Origin of the sequence: Paenibacillus sp. FSL H7-0350, assembly GCF_038593195.1 — a bacterium.
Taxonomy (GTDB): domain Bacteria; phylum Bacillota; class Bacilli; order Paenibacillales; family Paenibacillaceae; genus Paenibacillus_AQ.
Window position 1 is genome coordinate 1,575,720 of sequence record NZ_CP151972.1, and the last position, 23,113, is coordinate 1,598,832.

Below are 23,113 nucleotides of genomic sequence, written 5' to 3' on the forward strand. Positions count from 1 at the left end.
TTGAATGTTTCATCATACATCCCCTAACTTTTTAGTAATGAGCATACTGATCATGGTGAAGCCTGGCCCTCCTTTACTAATCAAAGGGAACCGCGGACGGGATTTTACAACTGTTTATTCCGGTTCACACAAACTTCGATTTTCGTTTCGAGCCATGCTTCGAGGTCCCCGATCACAAGACTCAGCTCCTTCCGTGCGGATTCTCCGAGGATCGCTAACGCCTTCTCTTTGGCCAGCAGAAAAGATTTCTTCATCGCCTCCGTGTCGAAGTCACCTTGTTGCTTGAGCGTCTCCACGAACGTCTGATTGACGGCAATCACGGCGGATTCAACAGCATCCCCCGCCCGCTGAAGCAGGCTGTTCAATGCCTCACTCTCGATTCTCTGCTCAAGCCCGGCAATTTCCCGCTTAATATAAGCAATTACAGACCTCGCCAGCAGCCCCAGCAATGGAATAATCAGCACGGTCATCAGGGTGCTCATCATCTGAGGTGTTACATAGTCACTCATCGTCATCGCCTCCTAAATGGATAATTCGACAATCTATTATTCTTTATTCTCGTAATACTAGGTAACCGGGAATTAATTTTTACAACTTTCGCTAGAAATATAGTAATCATGTAAATTTTTGTTTTTGTCAGTTGTGGAATCTATGGAATATTTTACTTGTTATGTGAGGGGATCAGCGAAGAGTTAGGTCAGGCCTGGGGGAACAGGCTCCGCTAGACCCGAGAATGAAGGTACTATTGAACATGGGGAGGAAAATTCATGGTTACCTGTGATGACGAGCTAGTTGAAACCTGCAGGAAATTATTAAAACGCTCAGCATGGAGAATTCAGTATAAGACGCGTATTCAGCTGATACGGGAAAGTAATCCGCTCTACGATAATGAGGTCTACGACAACAGCTTTGAAAGTATGGTCGTATCTGAGTTGTTCGTCGATGAGCTTCTGGATATGCTGCCTTGGGAGAAATGCAGATATATCATCCAAAAAACAGTCATAGAAGGAATGCCCGAACAAGAAGTAGCAGCCGAGCTGCAAATGACTCAACAGGGGGTTAGTAAATGGAAGCGCAAGGGACTGGAAGTCCTGAAGGAAAATCTTACCCTTTCATCGAGACTGTAAAAAAGGCGCAAAGCGGCGATAAAGCGTCCATGGAGGATATCCTTAGCCTGTTCTCGGTGGACATCGAATATTTATCCCGGTTCATTATGCTGCCGCGGGAAGAGGCGATTCAGACCTTAAAGATTGAACTCATAAATATAGTTTATCAGGACTTGTAAATTCAGCAGGAGCAACGCTTGGACATACATATTTTTCCTAACTTTTTATGTACAATGTCTAGTCAGTAATAGTCGGAGCTTCATATGATAAACAGAGGAGTATGACTAGCAGCTATTTAAGAGAAAGGAACGCACAAGAATATGAATACATTCGTTCCTTCGGGTGAATATCCTATAGTATTTTTGAACTCGGTCCCCAAGAGCGGTACCCATCTGATGAAGCAGATCTTAGAAGGCATTCCGGGAATGACGCAGAACCCTCATGAATTCTATGAAGGCTATCCGGAAGATTCCGGCCTACACTACCAGCGGCTGCAGTTCGTCCGCAGCGGACATTTCACAGCAGGGCATGTGTACTATTCACCCCGGTGGTCAGGTATGCTTCGGGAGCTGAAGATCAAGCCGATATTCCTAAACCGTGACCTAAGAGATATTGTAATCTCGTATACGTATTTCATAACAGACAAATACCCTAATCATCCGCTGCGCCCCTATCTGCTCTCTCTGCCGGACAGGAATCAGCAATTTCTTGCTTTAATCCAGGGAATACCAGAGCTTCATTACCCGAGTATTGCCGCTTGGTATGGGCAGTTCACCGGATGGAGCGGGGAAGCGGACTGTTTACAGATCGCCTTTGAACATTTGGTAGACAGCCACAGCTCACGCCGCCGGACGATGGAGCAGCTGATTCATTATCTCTGGGCTGACAAGCCGCTGCCATTACCGCTAGACACAATTCTGGACGCTATGGTGCAGAACATTAACCCTAAGGCCTCCTATACCTTCCGCACCGGCACAACCGGGAACTGGCGGACCGAGTTCAATGAAGAGGTGAAGACTTGCTTCAAAGAGGTGGCAGGCCATCTGCTCTTCCCCATGGGCTATGAGACAGATTACAACTGGTAACCTAATCGTTTGACATGGAAGGTGGGGCTGCACATTGCATACCGGAGTAACACTATGGTTCACCGGCCTGTCCGGCTCTGGAAAAACCACACTCTGCCGCTGCCTGAGTCAGAGATTGCAGCAAATGAACGTGAGGACAGAACTGCTCGACGGTGATGTTTTGAGGAATCAACTGTTCCGCGGGTTAGGCTTCTCTAAAGAAGACCGGTCGCTGAATGTAAGAACCGCAGCCTATCTGGCGCAGCTCCTGACCCGCAACGATATCATCGTCCTGGCCTCCTTCATCTCCCCTTACCGGGACATGAGGGAGCAAATCCGGCAGAGCATCCAGCCTTTCGTGGAAATCTACGTCAAATGCTCCTTCGAGGAATGTGCAAGACGGGATGTCAAAGGCTTATACCGTAGAGCGCTTTCCGGAGAGATTCCGCATTTCACCGGCCTGACTGCCCCCTATGAGGAACCGCTCCGGCCCGAGATAATTGTGGATACCGAGCAGCATAGCGAGGATCAGTCCACCGAGCTCATTCTCACCTACTTGATGAAGCATGATTATATCTATTAATCCTATCCGTTGTTACATGAAGAAGCCCCTATCCTTCACCTAGGACAGGGGCTTCTTCATGTACAGCTGGCTTACACCTTGAACAGAATAATAATCTCAGTAAGCAGAATCAGCCCGGCCGCTGACACGCCCAGTGAATTAATAATAGTCAGCGCATCCGGGTAGTTCTCCTTACGGAACTGGGAGCAAAGTGACACCGTCCATAACACGCTGAAAAAAAGTCCGGTGCTTCCGCAGCCCCTCTCATTCAGAACCCTCCTCCTGCGCCGAAAGAACCTGCCGAGCCCGGCAAAGGTAAGCAGCATATAAATGATAAGCTCAGCGGATGAAATCACAATCACCTCACCTGCAGACAAGAGATGCATCAATGCATACTGAAGGCTAAAACCGATAAAGACAAGCATGTTAAAGGAAACCTTCGGGACACTCAAGCCGTCTTCCTCCTTTTGCGTATAAATGAACAAGATCATTAGATAACGCTTACATTATAATTGTAATCGTTTTCCTTTTCTGTGATTAATGATGCTTCAGGCCTATAGGATCATATGTACTCAGGGTCTATTCAGCCAGACCACACACATAAATTACCCTTGGGATGATAGGTTACTTGTCCTTTGATCATCTTAAGTTTTACCTCACTTATATTTGCCAATTTGCTAGCTGGAGGGAGCAGTAGCCATGAGGAGCATTAAATTGTAATCGGTTTTTCGATTACATTTGGTCCTCACAACTCGCGGGTGCCGATTCTAATCGGTTTTCCGATTACATACCAGTCCCCTCCTCCGTAAAGAGCTCTTATCCACTGGCAGACGTAAATCACAATTTCCTAAATAACCAAAAAAAACCGTAGCTGCATGGGTAAGCAGCCCGGTTCCTCTACTACAGTATATAGGGTTCGTCCCTCTTACATCGCTTTCAGATAATCAATAATAGCCTGTGTGCGCTTATCGCCATTCTTCATTACAAGCAGCAGGAAATCATCAAGCTGGGTCAGCAGTCTGCTGCCCTCAATTCTCTCCGGGCCAGCCTCCGACAGTGTATTTTCATAAGCGATCGCTGCCTTTTCAAGAATGACCTGTGTCTTCTTGTCGAACAGCGGGGTCTTGGGCGCACCATTAAACACAATTCTCTTGGCGCGTTCCAGCACTTCCGTCATCGCCGCAGCACGGTTAGAAGTCTTATATATCTGCACAAAATCCTCATATTGCACGGCCCGCTCAATGACCTGGTACCAGTCCACCATCAATCTTTCGCCAGCTACCATCGGCTGCTCCGACTCTGTCGCCATCAGGTCAATATAGACCTGCAGATCCTTACTGACATAAGGTTTGAAGACTTTGAAGCTCTTATAAGGAATGGCTGGTACGAATCCCCCATCCTCCACCAGCTTGTAGCCCATGCCCTCCAGATCCTGGAGGACCATACGCACCTCGGCCTGTCTCACCTTAGAGCGTGCCAGCGCCATAGGCATGCCTGCCGTATATATGTTCTTGATATTCAGTTGGACGACAGGCGCATTCATACGTTTGGTTGCCACAGGCAGGTAAGCCTTCAGTGCATTCTCCAGATGCAGCACAGCCAGATTCGCCTCTGTCTGCGTCATCTGGCCGATCCGGTTAACCAGCGTAGCCTGGGCCAGGCCAAGTGAAGACGGCTTTTGCAATCTCTGTTCAAATAAAATAAAGGCTGTTGTAGGCTTCACCGCCGCTGCCTCAATCTTCTGCGGGAAAGCGCCAAGAACGGTAATCCCGGTACTTGTCAATAATAGTGCGGAGGCAAGCGCGGCTGCCAGGCTTCTTGTCCATCTGGTTGGCCTCATAGGTACACCCCTTTCAATAAGTTGACGTAGTGCTTATATTTTACCATACATTAACAATCCACTTCATGCAAAAAACCCTGCATCTCTGCAAGGCGAGCTGTTAATTGTCTCTTTAAATCATCAGCATTCTAGAAATTTTTTCATTTGCTTTTGATACCGTTTAACCTGCTCACTATTAGCAAATTCTCTAAACGACTCAAAAAGAGCTATCAATTTTTTTATTGATATGTTATCTCCAAGAACTACACTTGAAGCCAGAGCTTCCAGGTTCTTATCAATCGCATCCTTATAATCTTCCTGATAAAATTTATATAGTGAAAATAAGCACAAATATCTCATCAAATATCTTGCTGTTATTTTATTATCCGGATAAGTCTCTATAGCGTTCAACTCGTCTGACAAATCTGTTAGAGCCCACTCAATGGATAAATTGTTTTTAATAGCACTTTCGAATATTGTGACCATTCCGGCAATTATTTCTCTAGGATACTGTTTTAAATACTGAACATACTCTTTCAGCACTTCCTCTTTGCCTTCCATCAAGTCAATGGTGTATTTGTTTCCTAGGCAAATACACTAAAATCTTGTATAATAAACTTGTCTTTCTCCTCTACGCCCTTGACCCATGAAAGATCTTTATATTTCAGGATGCAATCTCATGATTCTGAATATCGTTTCAGCTTCTGATAAGCTACGCCCTTACATAACTGTGAATATCCAAGGTAGTAGATTAAGGGCCTGTCTTGAGATGATTTGCGGGATGACTGCGTAAGCTGATAGTAGTACAAAACACTAGACGCTTCGTAGAGCCTGTCAGCAACTCCAATCATATTGTGCCAATCTTCATTCGCAAAGGTTAGTCTTAACATGTTTGCAAGTGAATCAAGGTTATCTATGTTATCTAGTTTCAACTCTCCCACTTCAAACCCTCCTTATTATCCATATAAAAACATATTATTCCACATATATACATTTGTCTATTAAAGAGTTTGCTACATAGACAATATCATTTCAAATACACATAATTACGGTATGTGCCAGTTTGTCATAAATAGGAGTGAACATAAATGAATCTATCCGAACCTTTTACAACCGGACGTCTACACTTCCGCCTACTGAATCAGTCCGACATCGCTGCTGTCTACCGGCAATTCTCGGACCCGGACATGTGCAGATACTTCAGTGAGCCGCCCTGTGATTACAACGAAGCTGTGGAGATCATTGAGCATTACTCCCAGCCTGAGGGCAAAGGCCATCACCGTTATGGAATGTTTGACCGGGAGACCCAGGCCTTCATTGGCACTTGCGGCTATCATTATTGGGACGCAGAGCGGAAGCAAGTGGAGATTGGGTATGACATCTGGAAGGACTATTGGGGACTGGGTTATATGTCGGAGACCCTGCCCATTCTTCTCAATACGTGCTTCACACAGCTTGACGTGGACTGTATCTATATCCTGACCCATCCGCAGAACGCTGCTTCGATGGCAACGGTGCGAAAGTTCGGGTTTGAGGGGTGTGAGCCTTGCAGGGAAGTGGAGGAAGAGCCTCTGGTGTGTATGAAGCTGATGCGTAATAAATGGTGTGGTTAATCCGGAGTCGAAATCTTTGTTTGTTTTATCATCGAGTTAAATAAAAACAAGGTACCATTATTAAAAGAGGTACCTTGCTAAGGAATGTTGTTTTTATAGACCAAGTATCTGTTTTTTCTTGGCTTCAAATTCTTCTGGAGTTATGATACCAGAATCTCGAAGCTCTGCAAGCTGTCTCAGATCATCAATCGAACCAGTAGATGCAGGCGGCGCTTGGCGATTGCTTCTCTCAGATTTATAGCTTGCTATATATTCACGAATTTTTTCGGCGGTTTTCATTTTTCCAGGCTGAATCAATACAACGTTTGCACTTGCTCCTTTTGTATTATCAGATTTGGATGTTTGAAGACCCGGTGTAATAACTTGTAAATAAGGCACTTTTAGAAAAGGCTTAACTATGCTGATTGTTACCACAGAATCCAATGGAATTGTTTGAGTATGCCCTCCTAATTTTTGTATGTTACTTGGCTTAATTACTAGATAATCCTCATAGAGTTCTAGAGATGATGTTCCGCCACTAATCTGATGTATCATTATTTTCCACCTCTTTTTTAAGATAGAACTATTTTAGCATATTCTTCTAATATTTTGTTATATTTTATCATTTGCTCCAAATAAAATTCAAAAAGATGCATTCCCATAATATGGGTAAGTAACACGCCTGAATCAGGAGCAACAAGGGCTCCCTCTCCCACCGAGCTTTTCCAAATAATCTGTCATTTGATAGGACATATACAGCCTCAGAACATGATCGATTTGGCTCAAATCAAGCTGAATCAGTTCGTCGATCTGACGTAAGCGGTACCGCAAAGTGTTGCGGTGTACGAATAGTTCGTCGGCGGTCTTTTGCAGCTGCTGGTTATTCTTCAAATAGGAATAGAGGGTATGATACAGGTCCGCATGATGCTTCTCATCGAATTCACGCAGGACTGTGAGCGCCGGATGGCTGACATCCCGGGAATCATGCTGCGCATGCGGGGATAACAGGTCATACAGCTGCACATCAGCATATAGCACACGCGGCTCCGCAGGCCAGACAATTCGCCCGATCTCCAGCGCCTTGAGCGCCTGCAGATAATATTTGCGGCAGTCCGTGAGATCGCTGAATTCCCGGCTGATCCCCAGGCGGATCTGATGGCTGACGAGAAATTCGCGCAAGCTTGGATCAACCTCTTTTGACCTGGAAGATACACACTCACCATCACTCACCCCCACCATATGCTCATGGTAAAAGATCAGCCGCTCCTCCCCGAAATGCAGGTGCAGCTGATCTCTTAAATAACCGGTGTGTTTGCCGGAAACCGAAGCATCATACCCCGCAAGATCCAGCACCAGAACGGACAATCTGCCCTTGGGCAGATGCATACCGCTCCGCAGACTCTCCTGAATAAGCAGCGGTCCGTTCTCTTCATTCTCCAGTAATCCATAGATTAGCTCTTCATATTCCGCCTGGCTGGAGTTCCGGTAAAAGCTGTTCTTCGCCAGCTCCGCCGCCACCAGCCCGGCCGTAAAACCCGCCAGCTCATGATCCCTCTGTTCAATCGGGCGTGTGTCGCCCAGCACAATTACATTTCCGACAGGCTTGCTGCCGATCCTAATCTTGGCGACCAGCTTGGTCACCTGGCTTCCGCTGCATTCCACTTCATAAGCCTCCAGCGACTCTATGCCGGTCTGCACGCTCTTCAGTTGGTGGACGGCAGCAATGAAATCATAGGAGCAATAGCCTTTGTGCAGATTATCGCTCCAGATGGGGTCGGTAACCCCGCTACAATCCGAAGCAGCCAGAACCTTATAGCTTACATCGATGATAATCACCGGATTGCCCATCAGCTCTGCCGCAGCACACACGATTACATCCAATCCTTTGCCGGCGACACAGGCCGCAAGCATCCTGCTCTTAGCCTGCTCCCGTTCAGCTTCTTCCAGGAACAGCTCCCGGATCTGATTATAGAGCTCAAACACATCTTCCTCCGCCCCGAATTCCATACGGTTCTGTCCGCTATATATCTGCTGCTGGCCTGATGCTGGCTCCACCATGTCATTAATTAGCATCAGGCTGGCTTGATCCACCCCCTCAGCATCATCCGGTAATCCGGACTGGTAGCCCACATAGATATATTCAGGTGCAAAATGCGTCAGGCTCTTCGTGATCAGCATCGTATCTGAATAGGCAGTCGTTAATGCTTTGTTCCACTGGATATGTACGGCGTGCTTACTAAAATGTCTGCTAATCTGTTCAAAGGTAACACTCATCGCTCTCACCCCCTGCTTATTATAGTGCGCCGCGCACAAGATTCCCATTTATTTTTATATTTTCCATATATATAATCACTGGAATAGTCATGTTACATTATTCGTGACCCTATAACACAGGAGGAGATTCAGATGAGCAGCTTCGTAAAAGATGTGAATGAAATTACCAAAAGAATCAATACACCTACGACCTTCTATAATGCCGAGACCCTAACCGTCTATTGGGAGACTTCGCCCGAAGTGATCCGCAGCATTCTGCCCGCCCCGCTTACGCCGGGTCCAAGGCCGCTTGTGCACGCTTTTGTAGCTAACTATCCCCGCACCAGCTTCTGCGAGCCTTACCGGGAAGCCGCGGTCTTCGTCCTGGCAGCCTACAATGGGCAACCGGGCACCTACTGCCTCTCCATGCCGATCAGCGATGATATCGCGATGGGCCTGGGGCGTGAGATTTACGGCTTCCCCAAGAAGATGGCCGACATCAGCCTGCAGAAGGAGGATCAGCATGTGGCAGGCAGCGTCTCCCGGCGGGGCACTGAATTCTTCCATGTAGAGGCCGCGCTTAGCGGGAAAATGAATGCCGGGAACGGACAGCGCATCATCTCCGAGCATTATGGTGACGGACTGCCTGTCTTCAACATGAAGTATTCCAAGTCTCCGGATGGCCGAGGCTTCGATCTTGGACCGCTGCTGATCCGGCAGACAGCCTCTATGGATGTCAGCGTGCGCACAGCGGCAGAAGTAGAGATTCACCTGCATGACTCTCCGCATGACCCTTGGGCTGAACTGGAAGTCGTTCGTATGCTGGGCGGCATCTACACGGTCAGCAATACCGTCCTTGAACGCGGTGAGGTCCTGACTGCTGTAGATCCTGTACAGTTCCTTCCTTACTCCAACTTGCGCTGGGACTGGTGGAATTAATGGAGGTGTGCCAGTGAGAAATCCATTTGATTTGAGTGGAAAAGTAGCGGTGGTGACAGGAGCAGCCGGGGGGATAGGCGCAGAATTGGCTCAAGCTCTGGCCGGGCAAGGCGCGGACGTCGCCCTGCTGGATGTAAGAGTAGACAAGCTGGAACCGGCGCGGCAACAGATTGAAGCCCAGGGCCGCCGGGTGCTTCCGGTCCAATGTGACGTAACCCGCGGAACAGAGATTGAATCGGCGGTAGCAAGCATTCTGGAGCATTTCGGACAGCTAGATATCCTGGTGAATAATGCCGGAGTCGCCTCCGCAGGCTCTGTCGAGGAACTGGACGAAGCGGAATGGGACCGGGTGATGGGTACCAATGTGAAAAGTATTTTCCTCATGTCCAAAGCAGTGATCCCGGCCATGAAAGAACGCCAGCAAGGCCGCATTATCAACCTTGCTTCCATCTGTGGTGTGAAGGGCAGCAAGCTGGCCGCTCTGCATGCCTATAATGCCTCCAAAGGCGCAGTCGTGAATCTGACCCGCGGCATGGGTGCGACCCTTGCTCCTTACGGGATCACGGTGAATGCGGTCGGACCCAGCCTGTTCCCCAGCGGGATGACCCGCGCACTCTATCAGGACCACTTCCTGGAGCAGTATAATACGCTATGCCCCATGGGACGTCCCGGCAACCCCGATGAATTGAACGGCGCTGTCCTCTACTTCGCCTCGGATGCTTCCAGCTACACGACAGGCCAGACGCTATATGTGGACGGGGGCTGGACAGCCGTCTGATTCTAGCCTAAAGAGCTGTCTTCCTAGCCATGGAATGGCTGGAGGACAGCTCTAGTTGTGTGAATACAGCAATCGCTTCCAACAGCTTTTAAAGCTGCTGCGGCCCCGCCCAGATCAAATGCACCATATTCAGCGAAGAGCTCTCCACTCTAGTGATTTGCAGCCCCGACTCCCGGATCAGTCCGAGAATATCCCGGGTCTGATGGCAGCCGTATATTCGATAGAGCAGCGGATTCAGCGCCCGTTGCAGCGTAGTGACCACAAGGTTAGAACCAATTCCATGCTCCAGGAGCAGGATGGTGCCGTCCGGCTTACACCAGCGGTTAAGCTTCTCCAGCAGGTTCAGCGGGTTCTTATAGCTGCATAAGGACAGCGTAGAGACAATGGTATCGAACGAATGCGCAGCAAAGCTCATATCTTCGATATCCGCACATATACACTCGGCATCCAGGCGGTACTGTCCGGCGGCCCGTCTGGCCTTCTCAACCATAGCTCCACTGAAGTCCGCAGCTGTGATCTTGACGCCATGAGGATAGAACGGGAAGTTCGCCCCGGCTCCGACGGCAAGCTCCAGCACCTCACCCCTCGCAGAACCGATTAGCTTCTGGCGCCAGCGCCGCTGCTTCGGATCTTCTCTTTTACGGTCATAGTCCGTGGCCTGCCTGTCAAAAATCCGTATCAGCCGCTCTGTATCCATTCCCGCTATTCCCTCCCCTTCTTAATACAGCCGCTTCTCGTAGCTCTCCTCTATACCGCGCCGCACCACATCCTCCGTGAACTCCGCTGTATTCACATGCGCCGCAATGATGGCCGGAGCAGATGGGAGCAGGGCTTCAGCAGGCCATGTGCCGGGGTCCCAGACCTGCGATCTTTTGAAGGCCTTGGCACAGTGCATATAACATTCCTCCACCTTCACTCCAATTCCCAGCGCAGGCCGCTTGCCTCTGGCTCGCATCCGATCCAGGATAGGCTCATCCTTAATGATATAAGCTTGCCCGTTAACCCGCAGGGTCTCTTCCAGTCCCGGGATAATAAAAATCAGACCAATCTGCGGATTAGCCAGGATATTCAGCAAAGAGTCCAGTCTGCGGTTCCCCGGCCGCTCCGGAATGACCAGATGCCCTTCATCCAGCACCAGCACCGAACCGGGCGCATCCCCGCGCGGAGAGACATCGCAAGACCCGTGTTCATCTGCTGTGGACAAGAATAATAGAGGGGACATCGCTATATAATCACGGCAGTGATGATCCAGATAATGGATCGATTTGCGCTTCACCACTTCACTCGGATAGCCCAGAAGCTCTCTCAGCTCATTTTCCGATGTCAGCATTTCATGAAAAGGTTTATTCATCCCGCATCCCCGATTCTGATTATTATGTTGACTGTACTCCGCCTAACGCCAGACCTTCATCCGTTCATCCAGAGTGGAAGTATGCAGCTCCAGCTGAATTCCGTCCGGGTCCAGGAAATTCACCGACCAGCCGGTTCCCCGCTCAACAGGTCCTCTGACGATCTCAACGTGATGCTTCTGCAAGATGCCGACAGCTTCCTTGAAATCCTCCTCTGCGATATAAAAAGCTACGTGATCCATCCCGGGATATCCTCCCGGCTGCTGCCCGGCCTCCGTCCGTTCCACCAGACATACCCAGGCGCTGCCCCACTCCAAATAAGCATCCGACCTCCCGCGGTGTCTAACGCTCATCCCAAGAATCCCTTCATAGAATTTCAATGAAGACTGAAGATCCTGTACCAGAAGGGTGATGTGACTGAATCCGGCGACTTTCATGTGAGCAGCTCCTCCTGTTCTCCGTCCCTTAGTTAACTACAACCATCTCACAAACTTCTTATGTACCACTTCGATCTGATGATGCTCTGCCCATTCCGTTAGCGCCCGTATCCCCTGGTCTTCCTGCTCGGGGAAGTGAAAACAATATTTATAAGCAACCAGCAGATAGGCTCTGGGCTTAACTGCGATCACGGGCATGAAGTAGCCTTTGATGTAAATCCGCTTAACAGTAGAGGCTTCAATCTCTATATCCTTGATCTGTAGAGCTTCCGGCCTTATTTCAATGTTGAACGCCCTGCTAAAGGTAAACAAACGATATATCATAATTCCCGCAACGGCGATTGCGATTCCGACGACGAGATAGACCAAAAAATGCTCCAGCGGAGTAGTTCGGTCAAACCCAAGGATATACCATATCCAGAATAACATCAGGGCAATCACGCTTATAGTGGCCAGCAATTCAGCAGGACGTTTACCCTTTAACACGATCATCTTATCCATCCTATAACCCCCTTCTAATTATCCTTAAGAACAACAAGCTTCTTCTATCATACAGGGAAATGCTGGAATGAGGAAGGGATGAGGGTCTGACGACATTTAACCGGCCCATGTGCTTTTTTAGCAACATGTTCTGAGTCTAAGTGTTTATTCTCCCATCGACCGCTTGTATTAAGCAACATTGTTGCACTTCTTGCAAGATTACTTAAGAATAATTACTATATTTGGTACATTATTGCATCATTTGCAGGAATTCCAGTATTCAGAGCAAACTAGAGCTGGTTTTGTTGCCTTTTATGCAGGATTTCAGTATGGGGCGCTTATAATAGACAGCATTGTTGCACTTCTTGCAGCAAATTTCTAAACAACAATGAAAGAGGACTGTCCCCCAAAGGATGCTCCCTCATTCATTCTCTATTTTTGCAAATCATTGATCTCCTACTCCGTTAACCCCTTAATCAAATTTATTCATTAAAATTTTTGACTATCCAGCAGCTAGAAGATATCATGGATGGCATAAGGGCTCACAGAGATCAGGAGGATGAACCATGGATGTGTTTGCAGAGTATCTGGCGAAGATTGATGATCCGGTGCACCGGGCTACGGTGGAGGAAGTACTCGCTTGGGTATTGCAGGAATTCCCGCAACTTGAACCTAGAATCGCCTGGAACCAGCCGATGTTCACCGATCACGGAACGTACATTATCGGCTTCAGTGTAGCCAAAGGGCATATGGCCGTCGCCCCGGAAAAAGCGGGCATGGATCATTTCGAGGAGGTCCTGAAGCAAGGCGGAGTAGATCACACCAAGCTGCTGATCCGCATGAAATGGACGAATCCGGTGGATTACGGCCTGCTGAGACAGTTAATCGAGTTCAATATCGCCGACAAGGCGGATTGCACAAGCTTTTGGCGGGTATAGCTGCGGCTAGTCATCCGCTCCCACGCTTCCAGGTACAGAAAAGGACATGCGCGGGTAGCATGTCCTTCTATTTCTCACTGAAACGGTACCGTCCTTTAAAAGGACGGCAAGGCCGTTTCTACTTGTCACCAAATCACGCCACTGACAATCTTACGGTGATCTGACACATACGCTCTGAACTTATTCTCCTGTGCAGCATCCTCGAACGATTGCTTCGCAACGAACCAATACTCCTGTGGCCCATGGAACAGCAGATAATAACTCTGGTTCTCCCATACCCGGGTGAAGGAGTCCCATGTCATCACGGACGCATCCTTTTCCGGACTGAAATTGATTCCCTCTGCATCGAAAAGATATTCAAATTCCTTATTGTACCTTGTATCTGCCGACAAAATCTTCGGTAAAAGCAAGGTTCGCATCACGATCGACATCCCCATGGTCAGAATCAGCGTGATCGATATGCCGAGCAGAATGACCGATTGGTTCTGAATATACAGAATCATACACACCGCTATAAATACCGCTTGAACTCCAATGGCCAATATAGATTTCCACGAGTGGAAATATAGGGCCCTCGCCACCTTGGAAATATGCCGTCCATAATGAAAGCTGATTGTCTCCATCCTGCCACCTCTATCTCTTTACTTTAATCCGTTCATACTTCCCTTGTCTCTTCAGGATGATACAGAATTCGCTGGTAATCCCAATCCTTCGAATCCATATCGCCCAGATACATCCGTTCATGCTCCGGCACTAGCTCATATTTGATTCTAAGCTGCTCCCGGTAGTATTCACCTGGATTCTCCAGATAAGCATAATAGGCTGCCCGGCACGCTTCATGGGCCGTTTGTTCGCCGTTTAGCTTCTTGTGGAGGTTGTGCAGCTCTTTGAGCTTCTCTTCCACATCGGCAGAGTATAGGGCTTCGCCTAACATAACCTCGCCCAATTGCAGAATGTGTACCGTTACAGGAGTATCCATTGTCGTGAAAAAGGTCTTATCTGCAACAAGAGCATCCAGCTCCTCCAGCTTGTACTCCACTTCATCCGGCAGGTTATAAATGGCTACCCGCCCGTCCATGTACACCACGACATCGGCTAAATAATTCTTACCGCCATACTTCATGAACAGATGGACACTTTTGCCCTCCGTCGTCTGGTAGAACATTTCGCTGTTGACATAGAATTCCGTAGCGGAAGGTGAATGGGCAATCCGGCGCGCCTCATTGCGCTCCTGCTCCCGCTCCGAAATGTCATAGATATTCGTAAGCTCAGGATTCAGACGGGCCACCGTATCCTGAATATGCTGATAATAGCTTGCTTCATTATAAGTCCACTTCGCCGACTCCATGGTATACGCCCCCAGACCATGAATGGACAGCTGCTCTCCTGCCGGGGCTGCCGGCGTCAGCCAGCCCGATTGTATTTTGCCGGATAAGCCCTTAAGATCTATAAGCTCCCAGCAGTTGACCATGCCGTCTTCGTACACATCTACATTAATATAGAAGTAACTTCCTCCGTTATGGATGATTCCGGGAATGGAAGTCCCCTCCACCGTCTTAGTTCTTCTAATGGCTCTCATATGTAATCCTCCTTAGCTAGGATTTGGCAAGGGGTTCGATGGCCGGCTCGGGTCCAAGCTTTACACACAGCGTGGCTATCAGGGCAATCAGGAATCCGGTGGTACATGCGATCAGGAAGCCGCCGAATCCGTCCCCCAGATAAGCAGGCAGCGTCGCCAGCCCCGGAAAAGCGAATGAAATCGCAGACGAGCCGAACATCCCGACCATCCCGCCGCCAATCGAGCCTGCGCAGCAGACAATAATCATCGGCTTACGCAGCGGCAGATTGACCCCGAACATGGCAGGCTCCGTTACACCGAACAAGGCCGATATGGATGCCGACAGGCTTAGGGTACGGAACTGCTTGTCTTTGGCTTTGATAAATACCGCCAGCGCGGCTCCCGCCTGGGCGAAGGCAGCAGGACCCATCAGCGCAAGGATCGTGTCTGATCCGCCTGTGCTGATATTGTTGATCGCCAGCGGCACCAGACTCCAGTGCAGTCCGAAGATCACCATCGGCTGAATGACCGCCCCCAGTACCATTCCAGCGCCGACTGAACTGAAATTGTACACTGTACGGTACCCGTCTGCCAGGGCATCCCCGGCCAGCGCCCCCATCGGTCCGAATACCAGCAGCGTCACCGATGAGACCACAACCACAGAGATCAGCGGAGTGAAGAAGCCGCTGATGACCTCCGGCAATATTTTGACACAGAATCGCTCGACATAGACCAGCAGGCCTACCGCCAGAATGATGGGAATAGCGCTTGCAGGATAATTCACCGGCCTAATGCTCATGCCCATAAACTCAATGATTTCGTTGTTCGCGAATAATGTAGTCAGACTGGGATACAGCATAACCCCGCCTATCACGACCGCCGTAAAAGGATTGGCCCCGAATTTACGGGCTGCCGTAAACGCCAGCAGCAGCGGAAGGTAATGGAACAGGCTGTCCGCCATGGCATTCAGCACCGTGTAGGTCCCTTCCGTCTTGCTGACGAGCTCCAGTGCAACCGCACCCGCGAGCAGCCCCTTCATGATTCCTGCCGCGCTCAATATATTAACTATGGGAAGAAAAATACCAGAAATGCCGTCAATAATAATATTGACCAGACTGCGTTTGGATGGCTTCACGACTGTCTCCTCATTCACTGCGTTCATAGGATCCCCCTGCATTCTTACTCCACTGTAATACGAATGACCCGTAAGAGTCACTTTTTGCAAAGTGCCCCTCCTACGGGTCAAGCTCAACACCGGCGTTATTGCCGGTTCGGTTCTCTAGAAGACTTTAGTCGTCCATGATTCGCAGTTCCAGGTATCGGTCACGATATCCCGGTAGAATTCAGGCTCATGGGAGATCAGCAGAATGCTGCCTTTATAGGCTTTGAGCGCACGCTGCAATTCTTCCTTCGCATCGACATCGAGATGGTTGGTAGGCTCATCGAGTACCAGCAAATTGCTCTCCCGGTTAATCAGCTTGCACAGACGTACCTTGGCCTTCTCGCCGCCGCTCAGGACAGCAATTTTACTCTCAATATGCTTGGTGGTCAGACCACACTTCGCCAGCGCTGCACGAATCTCGAATTGGGAGTAGGACGGGAATTCGTTCCAGATCTCCTCGATACAGGTGTTGTAATTCGATTCCTTCATTTCCTGTTCGAAATACCCGATCTCCAGCAGATCGCCAAGACGGGCTGTGCCTGAGATAGGCTGAATCTGTCCGAGAATGCTGCGCAACAGCGTGGTTTTACCAATACCGTTCGCACCGACGAGGGCAATCTTCTGCCCCCGCTCCATGCTGAGGTCCAGCGGACGCGACAATGGGGAATCATATCCGATGACCAGATCCTTGGTCTCAAAAACCATTTTGCCGGAGGTCCGCCCCTGCTTGAAATTGAACTGCGGCTTCGGCTTCTCCTTGGCAATCTCGATGACTTCCATCTTATCCAGCTTCTTCTGCCGGGACATCGCCATATTGCGGGTAGCTACGCTGGCCTTGTTGCGGGCAACGAAGTCCTTTAGTTCTGATATCTCCTGCTGTTGGCGCTTGAACGCGGATTCCAGCTGCGACTTCTTCGCTTCGTACACCTGCTGGAAATACTCGTAATCGCCCACGTAACGCGACAGCGACTGGTTCTCCATATGGTAGATCAGGTTGATCACACTATTAAGGAACGGAATGTCATGCGAGATCAGGATGAAGGCATTCTCATAATCCAGCAGGTAGCGCTTCAGCCAGTTGATATGCTGTTCATCCAGATAGTTCGTAGGCTCATCGAGCAACAGAATATCCGGCTTCTCCAGCAGCAGCTTCGCCAGCAGCACCTTGGTCCGCTGACCGCCGCTGAGGTCGTTGACATCCTTGTCCAGACCGATATCGGTCAGACCGAGCCCGCGTGCGGTTTCATCGATTTTGGCATCGATCATATAGAAGTCCTGGCTGGTCAGCATGTCCTGAATCGTTCCGACATCCTCCAGCAGTTGCTCCAGTTCCTCAGGGGTCACATCTCCCATCCTGCCGTACATGTCGTTCATCTCTTGTTCCATATCGAACAGATATTGGAAGGCCCCGCGCAGCACATCCCGGATGGATTGCCCCTGCTGAAGCACCGCATGCTGATCCAGATAACCGGCGCGCATCCGCTTCGCCCATTCCACCTTGCCTTCGTCCGGCTGCAGCTTACCGGTAATGATGTTCATGAAGGTCGATTTCCCTTCACCATTGGCGCCGATCAGACCGATATGCTCACCTTTCAGCAGACGGAAAGAGACATCCGTGAAGATGGCCCGGTCGCCGAAGCCGTGACTAAGCTTTTCTACATTTAATATGCTCATGAAGTTACACCTTTTCCTTTATTCTATATTCTCGTCATATTATAAAGGCTAACGCGCAACAACTCCAGAAGGTTTCTGAAAAAAGCCTGCTTCATTTGTATTTCACCTTAAAATATCCAGGTAATTTGGCGGAAAATGGATGCCGCTCCGGTCCCTTTAGGTGTTTGTATTCTACTAGCTTAACTTGTGATGATGAGATTCTATAGGTAAACAGATCCTCGCCCACGCTGATATGCGGTCCCACCGTAGGGAAGGCTCTCAGCGTAATCTGAAAGTCAAAGCTGCGGAAGCCGTTCAACCTCTCTACCTGCTCTACTTGAACCAGATAAGGATACAACTGAGGCGTTGTGGTCAAAAGACTGAAATAGGCTGCCTTCAGCTGTTCATTCATGTATGGCAACAATTTTTCATAGAGTTCGATTTTCTGGAAAGTAATATTTTGGATCTTAAACTTACTATATCCTATATTTTGTATTATATTGATTAGAAAGATATCGGCAGATTTATAAATTACAGATTTGGAGAAGGTACCTATGACTTTTAAACCGTTCAGAATTCCAACTATACTCTTAATACTTTCAGTCACCTTATTATCCGGGTGCGAAGGCGAACCTTCCAATAATCTCACGGCAGCAGATAATGAAGAGTATAATTTGACAATTACTAATAACAGCCCATTATTTTTGAAAAGTGTAGTTGTGACTGTAGATCAAAAAGACGATATTCACATTAATTCTCAAATTGATAGTAATATCAAATTTGGAGAAGTCGCAAAGTTCAGGATCAAGAATGGAAATCATAGTCTTAAGATTACGCTCAATCCGAAAAAGAACTACTCAGTAAGTAAAGAGGTCAGTGAAAAATTCGAACAAGGCAAAGTAATTAACTATCAAGTAGAAATCGATAGAAATGAAGTCACTATTAATAAACAAACCGACAATGAGACATCTGAAGAGTAACCCAAGTTAGCGGAGGTAAGATGAGAGAACTTAAGGGAATAGGAATCAGTACTGTTAAATACGCACTCCTGAATTTCATGCTGGTCATTACAAACTTATTATTATATGCTTCAGGACCGGATGGAGGCGGAACCGGGGACCGGGAGGAAGGGCTGATGTTCTATCAGATGTACTTCATCTGCCTGCTTGCGGGATTTGTCATCTATGGAGTATGGTCCATTACAGCAGGCAGATATGAGAAAAAGACAAGAGGTCTAACGGCTATTCCTGTGTTATTCTCCTCAGTTTGTATCACCAGTGTATTCATTTATGCTAACAGCAGATATAAGAATCTGTATGATGGTGAGTTTGTAAATGACGTAGGGTACAAGGTCTTGACGCTCTACGCCGATACTTCCCTCTACCTGGTATACTTCCTTCTGCTGATCGCTATTTGCATCAGCGTGCTTGGAATTGTTAAGCGGAACAAATTATCTATACTGGGGCTGTTGCTGAATCTATCGCTGCTAGTGCTCTTAACCCTTGTACAATTTCCATAAAACAATGCTCTCCATTCTCGTAGAAATCATGGCATGTTAAGATGAAGCTATGCTGATCTGGAGTCTTGGAGGTGTACAAAATGTATATGGAACAAGGGAACTTGATTATCCGGGATGCAACTATGGGGCAAGGCACACAGTGTTTAAAAATGCTGATCCGTTATCTATTTGAAGCACAGGGTTTTCACTAAATTATATTCAGCATCTTATTTATTCTACAAATCATTCAAAGAACTCTTATCCACAAATTTACACTCACCTTTTCCACAGCAGCAGGAAACTATAATTTTCTATACAACAAAAAAAACGCCAACCGATGCATCCCTGCATTCGTTGACGTCTTACTAAACCAGGCTTACGTCCGGCGCATATACGCACGCACGGTAATTGGAGCGAAGACCGCCACAATCACAGCGGCTCCGATCAGGGAGTAGACCAGATCACTGCCTACCGTTCCATGGTTGACCAGTTCACGGACAGCAGTGACCAGATGCGAGATCGGATTGTTATTCACGAACCACTGAAGCCATTTCGGCATCGTTTCAACCGGCACGAAGGCATTCGAGAGGAACGTTAGCGGGAATAACACGATCATTGAAATCCCCTGTACACTGGATGCCGTGCGGGCGATTACACCGAAAAAGGCAAAGATCCAGCTGATGGCCCAGGAGCAGCCGATGACCAGAACCGCCGCCAGGGCAACCCCGCCGATGCCGCCTTCCGGCCGCAAGCCCATGATGTAGCCCATTACGAAGGTGAGTACCGTAGCAATCGTATAACGTATAGTATCTGCTAACAGCGCTCCTGCGAGAGGGGCAATCCGGGCAATCGGCAGCGATTTGAAGCGGTCGAACACCCCTTTCTCCATGTCCTCCCGCAGCTGGACACCGGTGACGACAGAGGTCGTAATTACGGTCTGCACCAAGATTCCCGGAATGATTACCGGCAGATAACTTGCCACATCACCGGCAATCGCCCCGCCGAAGATATATGTAAACATCAAGGTGAATATAATCGGCTGAAACGTGACGTCAAACAATTGCTCCGGTGTACGCCGGATCTTGAGCAGTCCTCTGTAGGCCATCGTTAAGGAATTACGTACCACTTGGCCGAAGCTGGTATGGTTTTTTAAATTACGGTCTACACCCGGCTTGATTAAAGTACTCATGCTAGTACCCCCTTCTTCTGTGCGCTATCCGTGACAAGCCCCGCATCTTCCTTGACGCCATGACCGGTTAAGGTCAAGAATACTTCATCCAGCGTCGGCTTCTGCACACTCATCTCAAGGAGCGGTATGCTGGCCTCGCGAAGGGCGATCAGCAGATCGGTTACCCGGTCCACGTTCCCCATCGGTGCAATAATTTTGGCTGCTTCTGCGGACAGGTTAGAGCGTACCTGAAGCACCTGCTCCACAATCTGCTGCGCCTTCAGCAACTGCTGCGGTTGGACCACCTTCAGGTGAAGCGAGGAGCTGCCAACCGAGCTCTTGAGTTCATCAACGGTTCCCTCTGCAACCACCTTACCGGTATCAATCACGGCAATCCGGTCCGCCAGTTGATCCGCTTCTTCAAGATATTGGGTCGTCAGCAGGACCGTTGATCCCGTATTCACCAGCCTGCGGATCGTCTCCCACATCTGATTGCGCGTCCGGGGATCAAGTCCCGTTGTCGGCTCATCCAGGAAAATGAGCGGCGGTTGCGCAATTAGACTGGCCGCCAGATCCAGCCGCCGGCGCATCCCTCCGGAGAAATTCTTCAGCGGGCGCTTCGCTGCTTCCGTCAAGCCGAATTCCTCCAGCAGCTCAGAGGCCTTGCTGCGCGACTCCGCACGCCCCAGGCCATGAAGCCTGGAGAAGATCACCAGATTCTCCGTTGCGCTAAGCGATTCATCCACCGATGCATATTGACCCGTCACTCCGATTAACTGACGCACGATCTGCGGTTCTTTTGCCACATCATGTCCGAAGATACGCGCCGAACCTGCGTCAGGCCGCAGTAGGGTCGCCAGCATGCGAATTACGGTTGTCTTCCCGGCACCATTGGGACCCAGCACCCCATAGATCATTCCTGTGCCCACCTTGAGATCCACCCCATCCACGGCCCGGTTGCTCCCGTAGATTTTGACCAATCCCTGCGCTTCAATGGCGTAGCTGCTGCTCTGCCCTGCTGATTGTGTCTGCTTCATGCTTCATTCCTCCTTGATTGCTGAATCTATAAGGATAGTAACCGGCATATTTAAACTGAATTTAAACCCCCTCCTCCACTATCCGGTTGCTGTTTCCCTATCCCATTAAACCAAAAATCCGATCCCTTGGGATCGGACTTGCGGAGTACGCTTGCAGTCGTACACTCTATATGCTGTTCTCCTTAGTCATAGCCGCCTTCAGCTTCGGGCAATGCCTGGTACTCTTCTTTACCGGCTACAATCTCCGCGATGAAGGTCCGCAGCTCCAGCAGCTGCTCTGCATCTTCCGTAAGCTCACATTTCCCGCCGGACCAGGACCAATTCCGTGTGAACCCGTTGACAGTGATCCTCCAGCTATCTTCCTGGTAAGGAACCACCGCACAGCCCTGCTTGAGGGGCACAAGCGCAAGCTTCCCCATGATGCCGATGCCTCTCATCCGCTCATAAATGCTACGCATTTCATCTTCGGTCAATGTAATATCCGCTGTGGCTGTTCCGTTCATAATCAGATCTTTTACCACGGTATCCTGATACGTATTAATCTCATTCTTGGTGACCTCCCCATACCCGTACCGGACGAAAAAATCGAAATCAGCAGGCATGTCCTCAGGCATCTCTCCCAATACCTCCGGCTGTTCCGGAGCGGGTTGTGCATCCTTATTCGTGCTACAGCCAGCTATGAGCAGTACGGCCAGCAGCAAGTAATATATAGGCCTCAGGGTGGTCACCTCCACAATGTCTATCTTCAAAGAGCTATGGTGAATTCTAGCCGCAACGAAATAATGAGCCTAATCCGACAGTGCCCGCATGATGTTGGATTTCGCCTCTGCCGCAATCGCTTCATTTCCGTCATCGACCGCTTGCATTAGGATCAGCATGGGGATGTATACCGCGATCAGCCGCGCCAGCAGCTTCGTTTCCTCGTCCGCTCCTCCGTACGTTTCGAAAAACACGCCGCGGGCGTAAGGTGGTAAAAAGCTATAAGCAACGCTCAAATCGCAAGCCGGATGGCCTACGCTCAGATCTCCCCAATCAATGATGCCGGAGACGATTCCGTTCTCATTCACAAGCATATTTTTGAAATGAAGATCGCCATGCAGCAGTACATTCACCGCCTCGACACGGTCCTTTTGCAGCCTGCTAATATACGCTTCGATCCTACCTGACTCCTCCGGCGACAAGTGTCCAACCACCTTCGATAGAAAGCCCTCCAATTTCACTTTGCGCGATGCTATGTCCGTCAAGCTTCGATGATCTTGCTGAACTCCGCACTTCAGCGCCGCCTGCACCGGGAACTCATGCAATCTCCGCAAAAATTTCGCCAGCGTCTCTGCCGATAAAGCCCGGCGTTCTTCCGTCAAACCGATGGGGAAATCGCCTGGCACGTGAGCATAGCCAAGAAATGGTGCCGGGTATTCGTCACTTGCTTCGCCATAAAACAACGGTTTCGGATAGGGGATAGTCAAATAGGCCTCCAGCTTCGGCAGCAGCTTCCCCTCCATACGAATCGCGCCAACTGCAAACGTCCTTCTTGGAAACCGGAACACGTACTCGTCACCGATGAGAAAAACCGTATTGTCCCAGCCCCAGCCTAGTCGCTTCACTTGCTTCGAAGACAGCTGAGGGAATTGTCTGCCGATCAGCGTCCGCGCCTGTTCTTCGCTAACCTCCCACTCCGCATCCCATACATTCGTTCCTCCCATGAATTGTCTGTCTCCCC

General features: G+C 49.2%; 30 protein-coding genes. 10 read left to right on the top strand and 20 right to left on the bottom strand.

The window, feature by feature from the left end; all coding sequences use genetic code 11:
• Window positions 1-104: 104 nt before the first annotated feature.
• Window positions 105-509 carry a hypothetical protein gene (locus NYE24_RS07370; protein WP_342478390.1) on the bottom strand — a complete coding sequence of 135 codons (405 nt, stop codon included), beginning with the start codon at window positions 507-509 and terminating at the stop codon, window positions 105-107.
• A 258-nt stretch (window positions 510-767) separates the two neighbouring features.
• On the opposite strand from NYE24_RS07370, the gene NYE24_RS07375 reads away from it, so the two are divergent.
• The 4 genes from NYE24_RS07375 (at window position 768) to cysC (ending at window position 2,753) form a co-directional block, all read left to right on the top strand.
• A complete protein-coding gene (locus NYE24_RS07375) occupies window positions 768-1,127 on the top strand; it encodes a sigma-70 family RNA polymerase sigma factor (RefSeq protein ID WP_036700953.1) in 360 nt (119 codons plus the stop codon).
• Between the two features lie 29 nt (window positions 1,128-1,156).
• Entirely contained in the window at window positions 1,157-1,285 is a 129-nt protein-coding gene (locus NYE24_RS07380) for a hypothetical protein (RefSeq protein ID WP_235192101.1), read from the top strand.
• A 141-nt stretch (window positions 1,286-1,426) separates the two neighbouring features.
• Window positions 1,427-2,191, top strand: a complete 765-nt coding sequence (locus NYE24_RS07385; RefSeq protein WP_076156920.1) for a hypothetical protein — start codon at window positions 1,427-1,429, stop codon at window positions 2,189-2,191.
• Window positions 2,192-2,225: 34 nt separating this feature from the next.
• Complete coding sequence (cysC, locus tag NYE24_RS07390; RefSeq protein ID WP_076156917.1) at window positions 2,226-2,753, top strand: adenylyl-sulfate kinase; 528 nt, start codon at window positions 2,226-2,228, stop codon at window positions 2,751-2,753.
• A gap of 71 nt (window positions 2,754-2,824) precedes the next feature.
• Here cysC and NYE24_RS07395 read toward each other — a convergent pair whose 3' ends face one another.
• The 4 genes from NYE24_RS07395 to NYE24_RS07410 form a co-directional block, all read right to left on the bottom strand.
• A complete protein-coding gene (locus NYE24_RS07395) occupies window positions 2,825-3,184 on the bottom strand; it encodes a hypothetical protein (protein WP_036700948.1) in 360 nt (119 codons plus the stop codon).
• 473 nt (window positions 3,185-3,657) lie between these two features.
• The gene (locus NYE24_RS07400; protein ID WP_342478391.1) at window positions 3,658-4,572 is read right to left on the bottom strand and encodes a hypothetical protein; all 915 of its coding nucleotides are present in this window, start codon (window positions 4,570-4,572) and stop codon (window positions 3,658-3,660) included.
• 120 nt (window positions 4,573-4,692) lie between these two features.
• On the bottom strand, window positions 4,693-5,112 hold the full coding sequence (locus tag NYE24_RS07405; RefSeq protein ID WP_342478392.1) for a hypothetical protein: 420 nt from the start codon (window positions 5,110-5,112) through the stop codon (window positions 4,693-4,695).
• Window positions 5,113-5,228: 116 nt separating this feature from the next.
• The gene (locus NYE24_RS07410) at window positions 5,229-5,492 is read right to left on the bottom strand and encodes a hypothetical protein (protein ID WP_342478393.1); all 264 of its coding nucleotides are present in this window, start codon (window positions 5,490-5,492) and stop codon (window positions 5,229-5,231) included.
• A 147-nt stretch (window positions 5,493-5,639) separates the two neighbouring features.
• Here NYE24_RS07410 and NYE24_RS07415 point away from each other — a divergent pair, with 147 nt between their 5' ends.
• On the top strand, window positions 5,640-6,164 hold the full coding sequence (locus tag NYE24_RS07415) for a GNAT family N-acetyltransferase (protein WP_051494039.1): 525 nt from the start codon (window positions 5,640-5,642) through the stop codon (window positions 6,162-6,164).
• 93 nt (window positions 6,165-6,257) lie between these two features.
• On the opposite strand, the gene NYE24_RS07420 is transcribed toward NYE24_RS07415, so the two are convergent.
• Together NYE24_RS07420 and NYE24_RS07425 are read right to left on the bottom strand one after the other, a co-directional pair.
• Complete coding sequence (locus NYE24_RS07420; RefSeq protein WP_051494038.1) at window positions 6,258-6,698, bottom strand: SHOCT domain-containing protein; 441 nt, start codon at window positions 6,696-6,698, stop codon at window positions 6,258-6,260.
• A gap of 132 nt (window positions 6,699-6,830) precedes the next feature.
• Window positions 6,831-8,417 carry a helix-turn-helix domain-containing protein gene (locus tag NYE24_RS07425; RefSeq protein ID WP_342478394.1) on the bottom strand — a complete coding sequence of 529 codons (1,587 nt, stop codon included), beginning with the start codon at window positions 8,415-8,417 and terminating at the stop codon, window positions 6,831-6,833.
• Window positions 8,418-8,549: 132 nt separating this feature from the next.
• On the opposite strand from NYE24_RS07425, the gene NYE24_RS07430 reads away from it, so the two are divergent.
• Together NYE24_RS07430 and NYE24_RS07435 are read left to right on the top strand one after the other, a co-directional pair.
• Complete coding sequence (locus tag NYE24_RS07430; protein WP_051494037.1) at window positions 8,550-9,335, top strand: acetoacetate decarboxylase family protein; 786 nt, start codon at window positions 8,550-8,552, stop codon at window positions 9,333-9,335.
• A gap of 13 nt (window positions 9,336-9,348) precedes the next feature.
• Complete coding sequence (locus tag NYE24_RS07435; protein WP_342478395.1) at window positions 9,349-10,113, top strand: 3-oxoacyl-ACP reductase family protein; 765 nt, start codon at window positions 9,349-9,351, stop codon at window positions 10,111-10,113.
• Between the two features lie 88 nt (window positions 10,114-10,201).
• Here NYE24_RS07435 and NYE24_RS07440 read toward each other — a convergent pair whose 3' ends face one another.
• From NYE24_RS07440 to NYE24_RS07455, 4 genes are read right to left on the bottom strand one after another with little or no spacing between them, the layout of a single operon-like run.
• A complete protein-coding gene (locus tag NYE24_RS07440; RefSeq protein WP_342478396.1) occupies window positions 10,202-10,810 on the bottom strand; it encodes a class I SAM-dependent methyltransferase in 609 nt (202 codons plus the stop codon).
• 21 nt (window positions 10,811-10,831) lie between these two features.
• Window positions 10,832-11,464 carry a pyridoxamine 5'-phosphate oxidase family protein gene (locus NYE24_RS07445; RefSeq protein WP_036700933.1) on the bottom strand — a complete coding sequence of 211 codons (633 nt, stop codon included), beginning with the start codon at window positions 11,462-11,464 and terminating at the stop codon, window positions 10,832-10,834.
• Between the two features lie 42 nt (window positions 11,465-11,506).
• Window positions 11,507-11,899, bottom strand: coding sequence for a VOC family protein (locus NYE24_RS07450; protein WP_342478397.1), 393 nt, complete (start codon window positions 11,897-11,899; stop codon window positions 11,507-11,509).
• 36 nt (window positions 11,900-11,935) lie between these two features.
• The gene (locus NYE24_RS07455; RefSeq protein WP_342478398.1) at window positions 11,936-12,400 is read right to left on the bottom strand and encodes a hypothetical protein; all 465 of its coding nucleotides are present in this window, start codon (window positions 12,398-12,400) and stop codon (window positions 11,936-11,938) included.
• Between the two features lie 545 nt (window positions 12,401-12,945).
• On the opposite strand from NYE24_RS07455, the gene NYE24_RS07460 reads away from it, so the two are divergent.
• Window positions 12,946-13,317 carry an iron chaperone gene (locus NYE24_RS07460; protein ID WP_036700926.1) on the top strand — a complete coding sequence of 124 codons (372 nt, stop codon included), beginning with the start codon at window positions 12,946-12,948 and terminating at the stop codon, window positions 13,315-13,317.
• Between the two features lie 125 nt (window positions 13,318-13,442).
• Here NYE24_RS07460 and NYE24_RS07465 read toward each other — a convergent pair whose 3' ends face one another.
• The 5 genes from NYE24_RS07465 to NYE24_RS07485 form a co-directional block, all read right to left on the bottom strand.
• Window positions 13,443-13,940, bottom strand: a complete 498-nt coding sequence (locus tag NYE24_RS07465) for a YcxB family protein (RefSeq protein WP_036700923.1) — start codon at window positions 13,938-13,940, stop codon at window positions 13,443-13,445.
• 32 nt (window positions 13,941-13,972) lie between these two features.
• Entirely contained in the window at window positions 13,973-14,896 is a 924-nt protein-coding gene (locus NYE24_RS07470) for a hypothetical protein (RefSeq protein WP_342478399.1), read from the bottom strand.
• A gap of 16 nt (window positions 14,897-14,912) precedes the next feature.
• Window positions 14,913-16,037, bottom strand: coding sequence for a PTS transporter subunit EIIC (locus NYE24_RS07475; protein ID WP_036700918.1), 1,125 nt, complete (start codon window positions 16,035-16,037; stop codon window positions 14,913-14,915).
• 117 nt (window positions 16,038-16,154) lie between these two features.
• Complete coding sequence (locus NYE24_RS07480) at window positions 16,155-17,711, bottom strand: ABC-F family ATP-binding cassette domain-containing protein (protein WP_036700916.1); 1,557 nt, start codon at window positions 17,709-17,711, stop codon at window positions 16,155-16,157.
• A gap of 91 nt (window positions 17,712-17,802) precedes the next feature.
• Window positions 17,803-18,102: a DUF3888 domain-containing protein gene (locus NYE24_RS07485; RefSeq protein WP_342478400.1), complete on the bottom strand. Its 300-nt coding sequence runs from the start codon at window positions 18,100-18,102 to the stop codon at window positions 17,803-17,805.
• A gap of 142 nt (window positions 18,103-18,244) precedes the next feature.
• Between NYE24_RS07485 and NYE24_RS07490 the strand changes: the two genes are divergently transcribed.
• Both NYE24_RS07490 and NYE24_RS07495 read left to right on the top strand, forming a co-directional pair.
• Entirely contained in the window at window positions 18,245-18,670 is a 426-nt protein-coding gene (locus tag NYE24_RS07490) for a hypothetical protein (protein WP_342478401.1), read from the top strand.
• A 20-nt stretch (window positions 18,671-18,690) separates the two neighbouring features.
• Window positions 18,691-19,209, top strand: a complete 519-nt coding sequence (locus NYE24_RS07495; protein ID WP_036700912.1) for a hypothetical protein — start codon at window positions 18,691-18,693, stop codon at window positions 19,207-19,209.
• Window positions 19,210-19,564: 355 nt separating this feature from the next.
• On the opposite strand, the gene NYE24_RS07500 is transcribed toward NYE24_RS07495, so the two are convergent.
• The 4 genes from NYE24_RS07500 to NYE24_RS07515 form a co-directional block, all read right to left on the bottom strand.
• Window positions 19,565-20,377 carry an ABC transporter permease gene (locus NYE24_RS07500; RefSeq protein WP_036700910.1) on the bottom strand — a complete coding sequence of 271 codons (813 nt, stop codon included), beginning with the start codon at window positions 20,375-20,377 and terminating at the stop codon, window positions 19,565-19,567.
• The gene (locus tag NYE24_RS07505; RefSeq protein ID WP_036700908.1) at window positions 20,374-21,393 is read right to left on the bottom strand and encodes a daunorubicin resistance protein DrrA family ABC transporter ATP-binding protein; all 1,020 of its coding nucleotides are present in this window, start codon (window positions 21,391-21,393) and stop codon (window positions 20,374-20,376) included. Before NYE24_RS07505 ends, NYE24_RS07500 begins: the two co-directional genes overlap by 4 nt.
• A 182-nt stretch (window positions 21,394-21,575) precedes the next feature.
• Window positions 21,576-22,142, bottom strand: a complete 567-nt coding sequence (locus tag NYE24_RS07510) for a hypothetical protein (protein ID WP_143804280.1) — start codon at window positions 22,140-22,142, stop codon at window positions 21,576-21,578.
• A gap of 39 nt (window positions 22,143-22,181) precedes the next feature.
• Window positions 22,182-23,096: a phosphotransferase gene (locus NYE24_RS07515; RefSeq protein WP_342478402.1), complete on the bottom strand. Its 915-nt coding sequence runs from the start codon at window positions 23,094-23,096 to the stop codon at window positions 22,182-22,184.
• Between the last annotated feature and the right edge of the window lie 17 nt (window positions 23,097-23,113).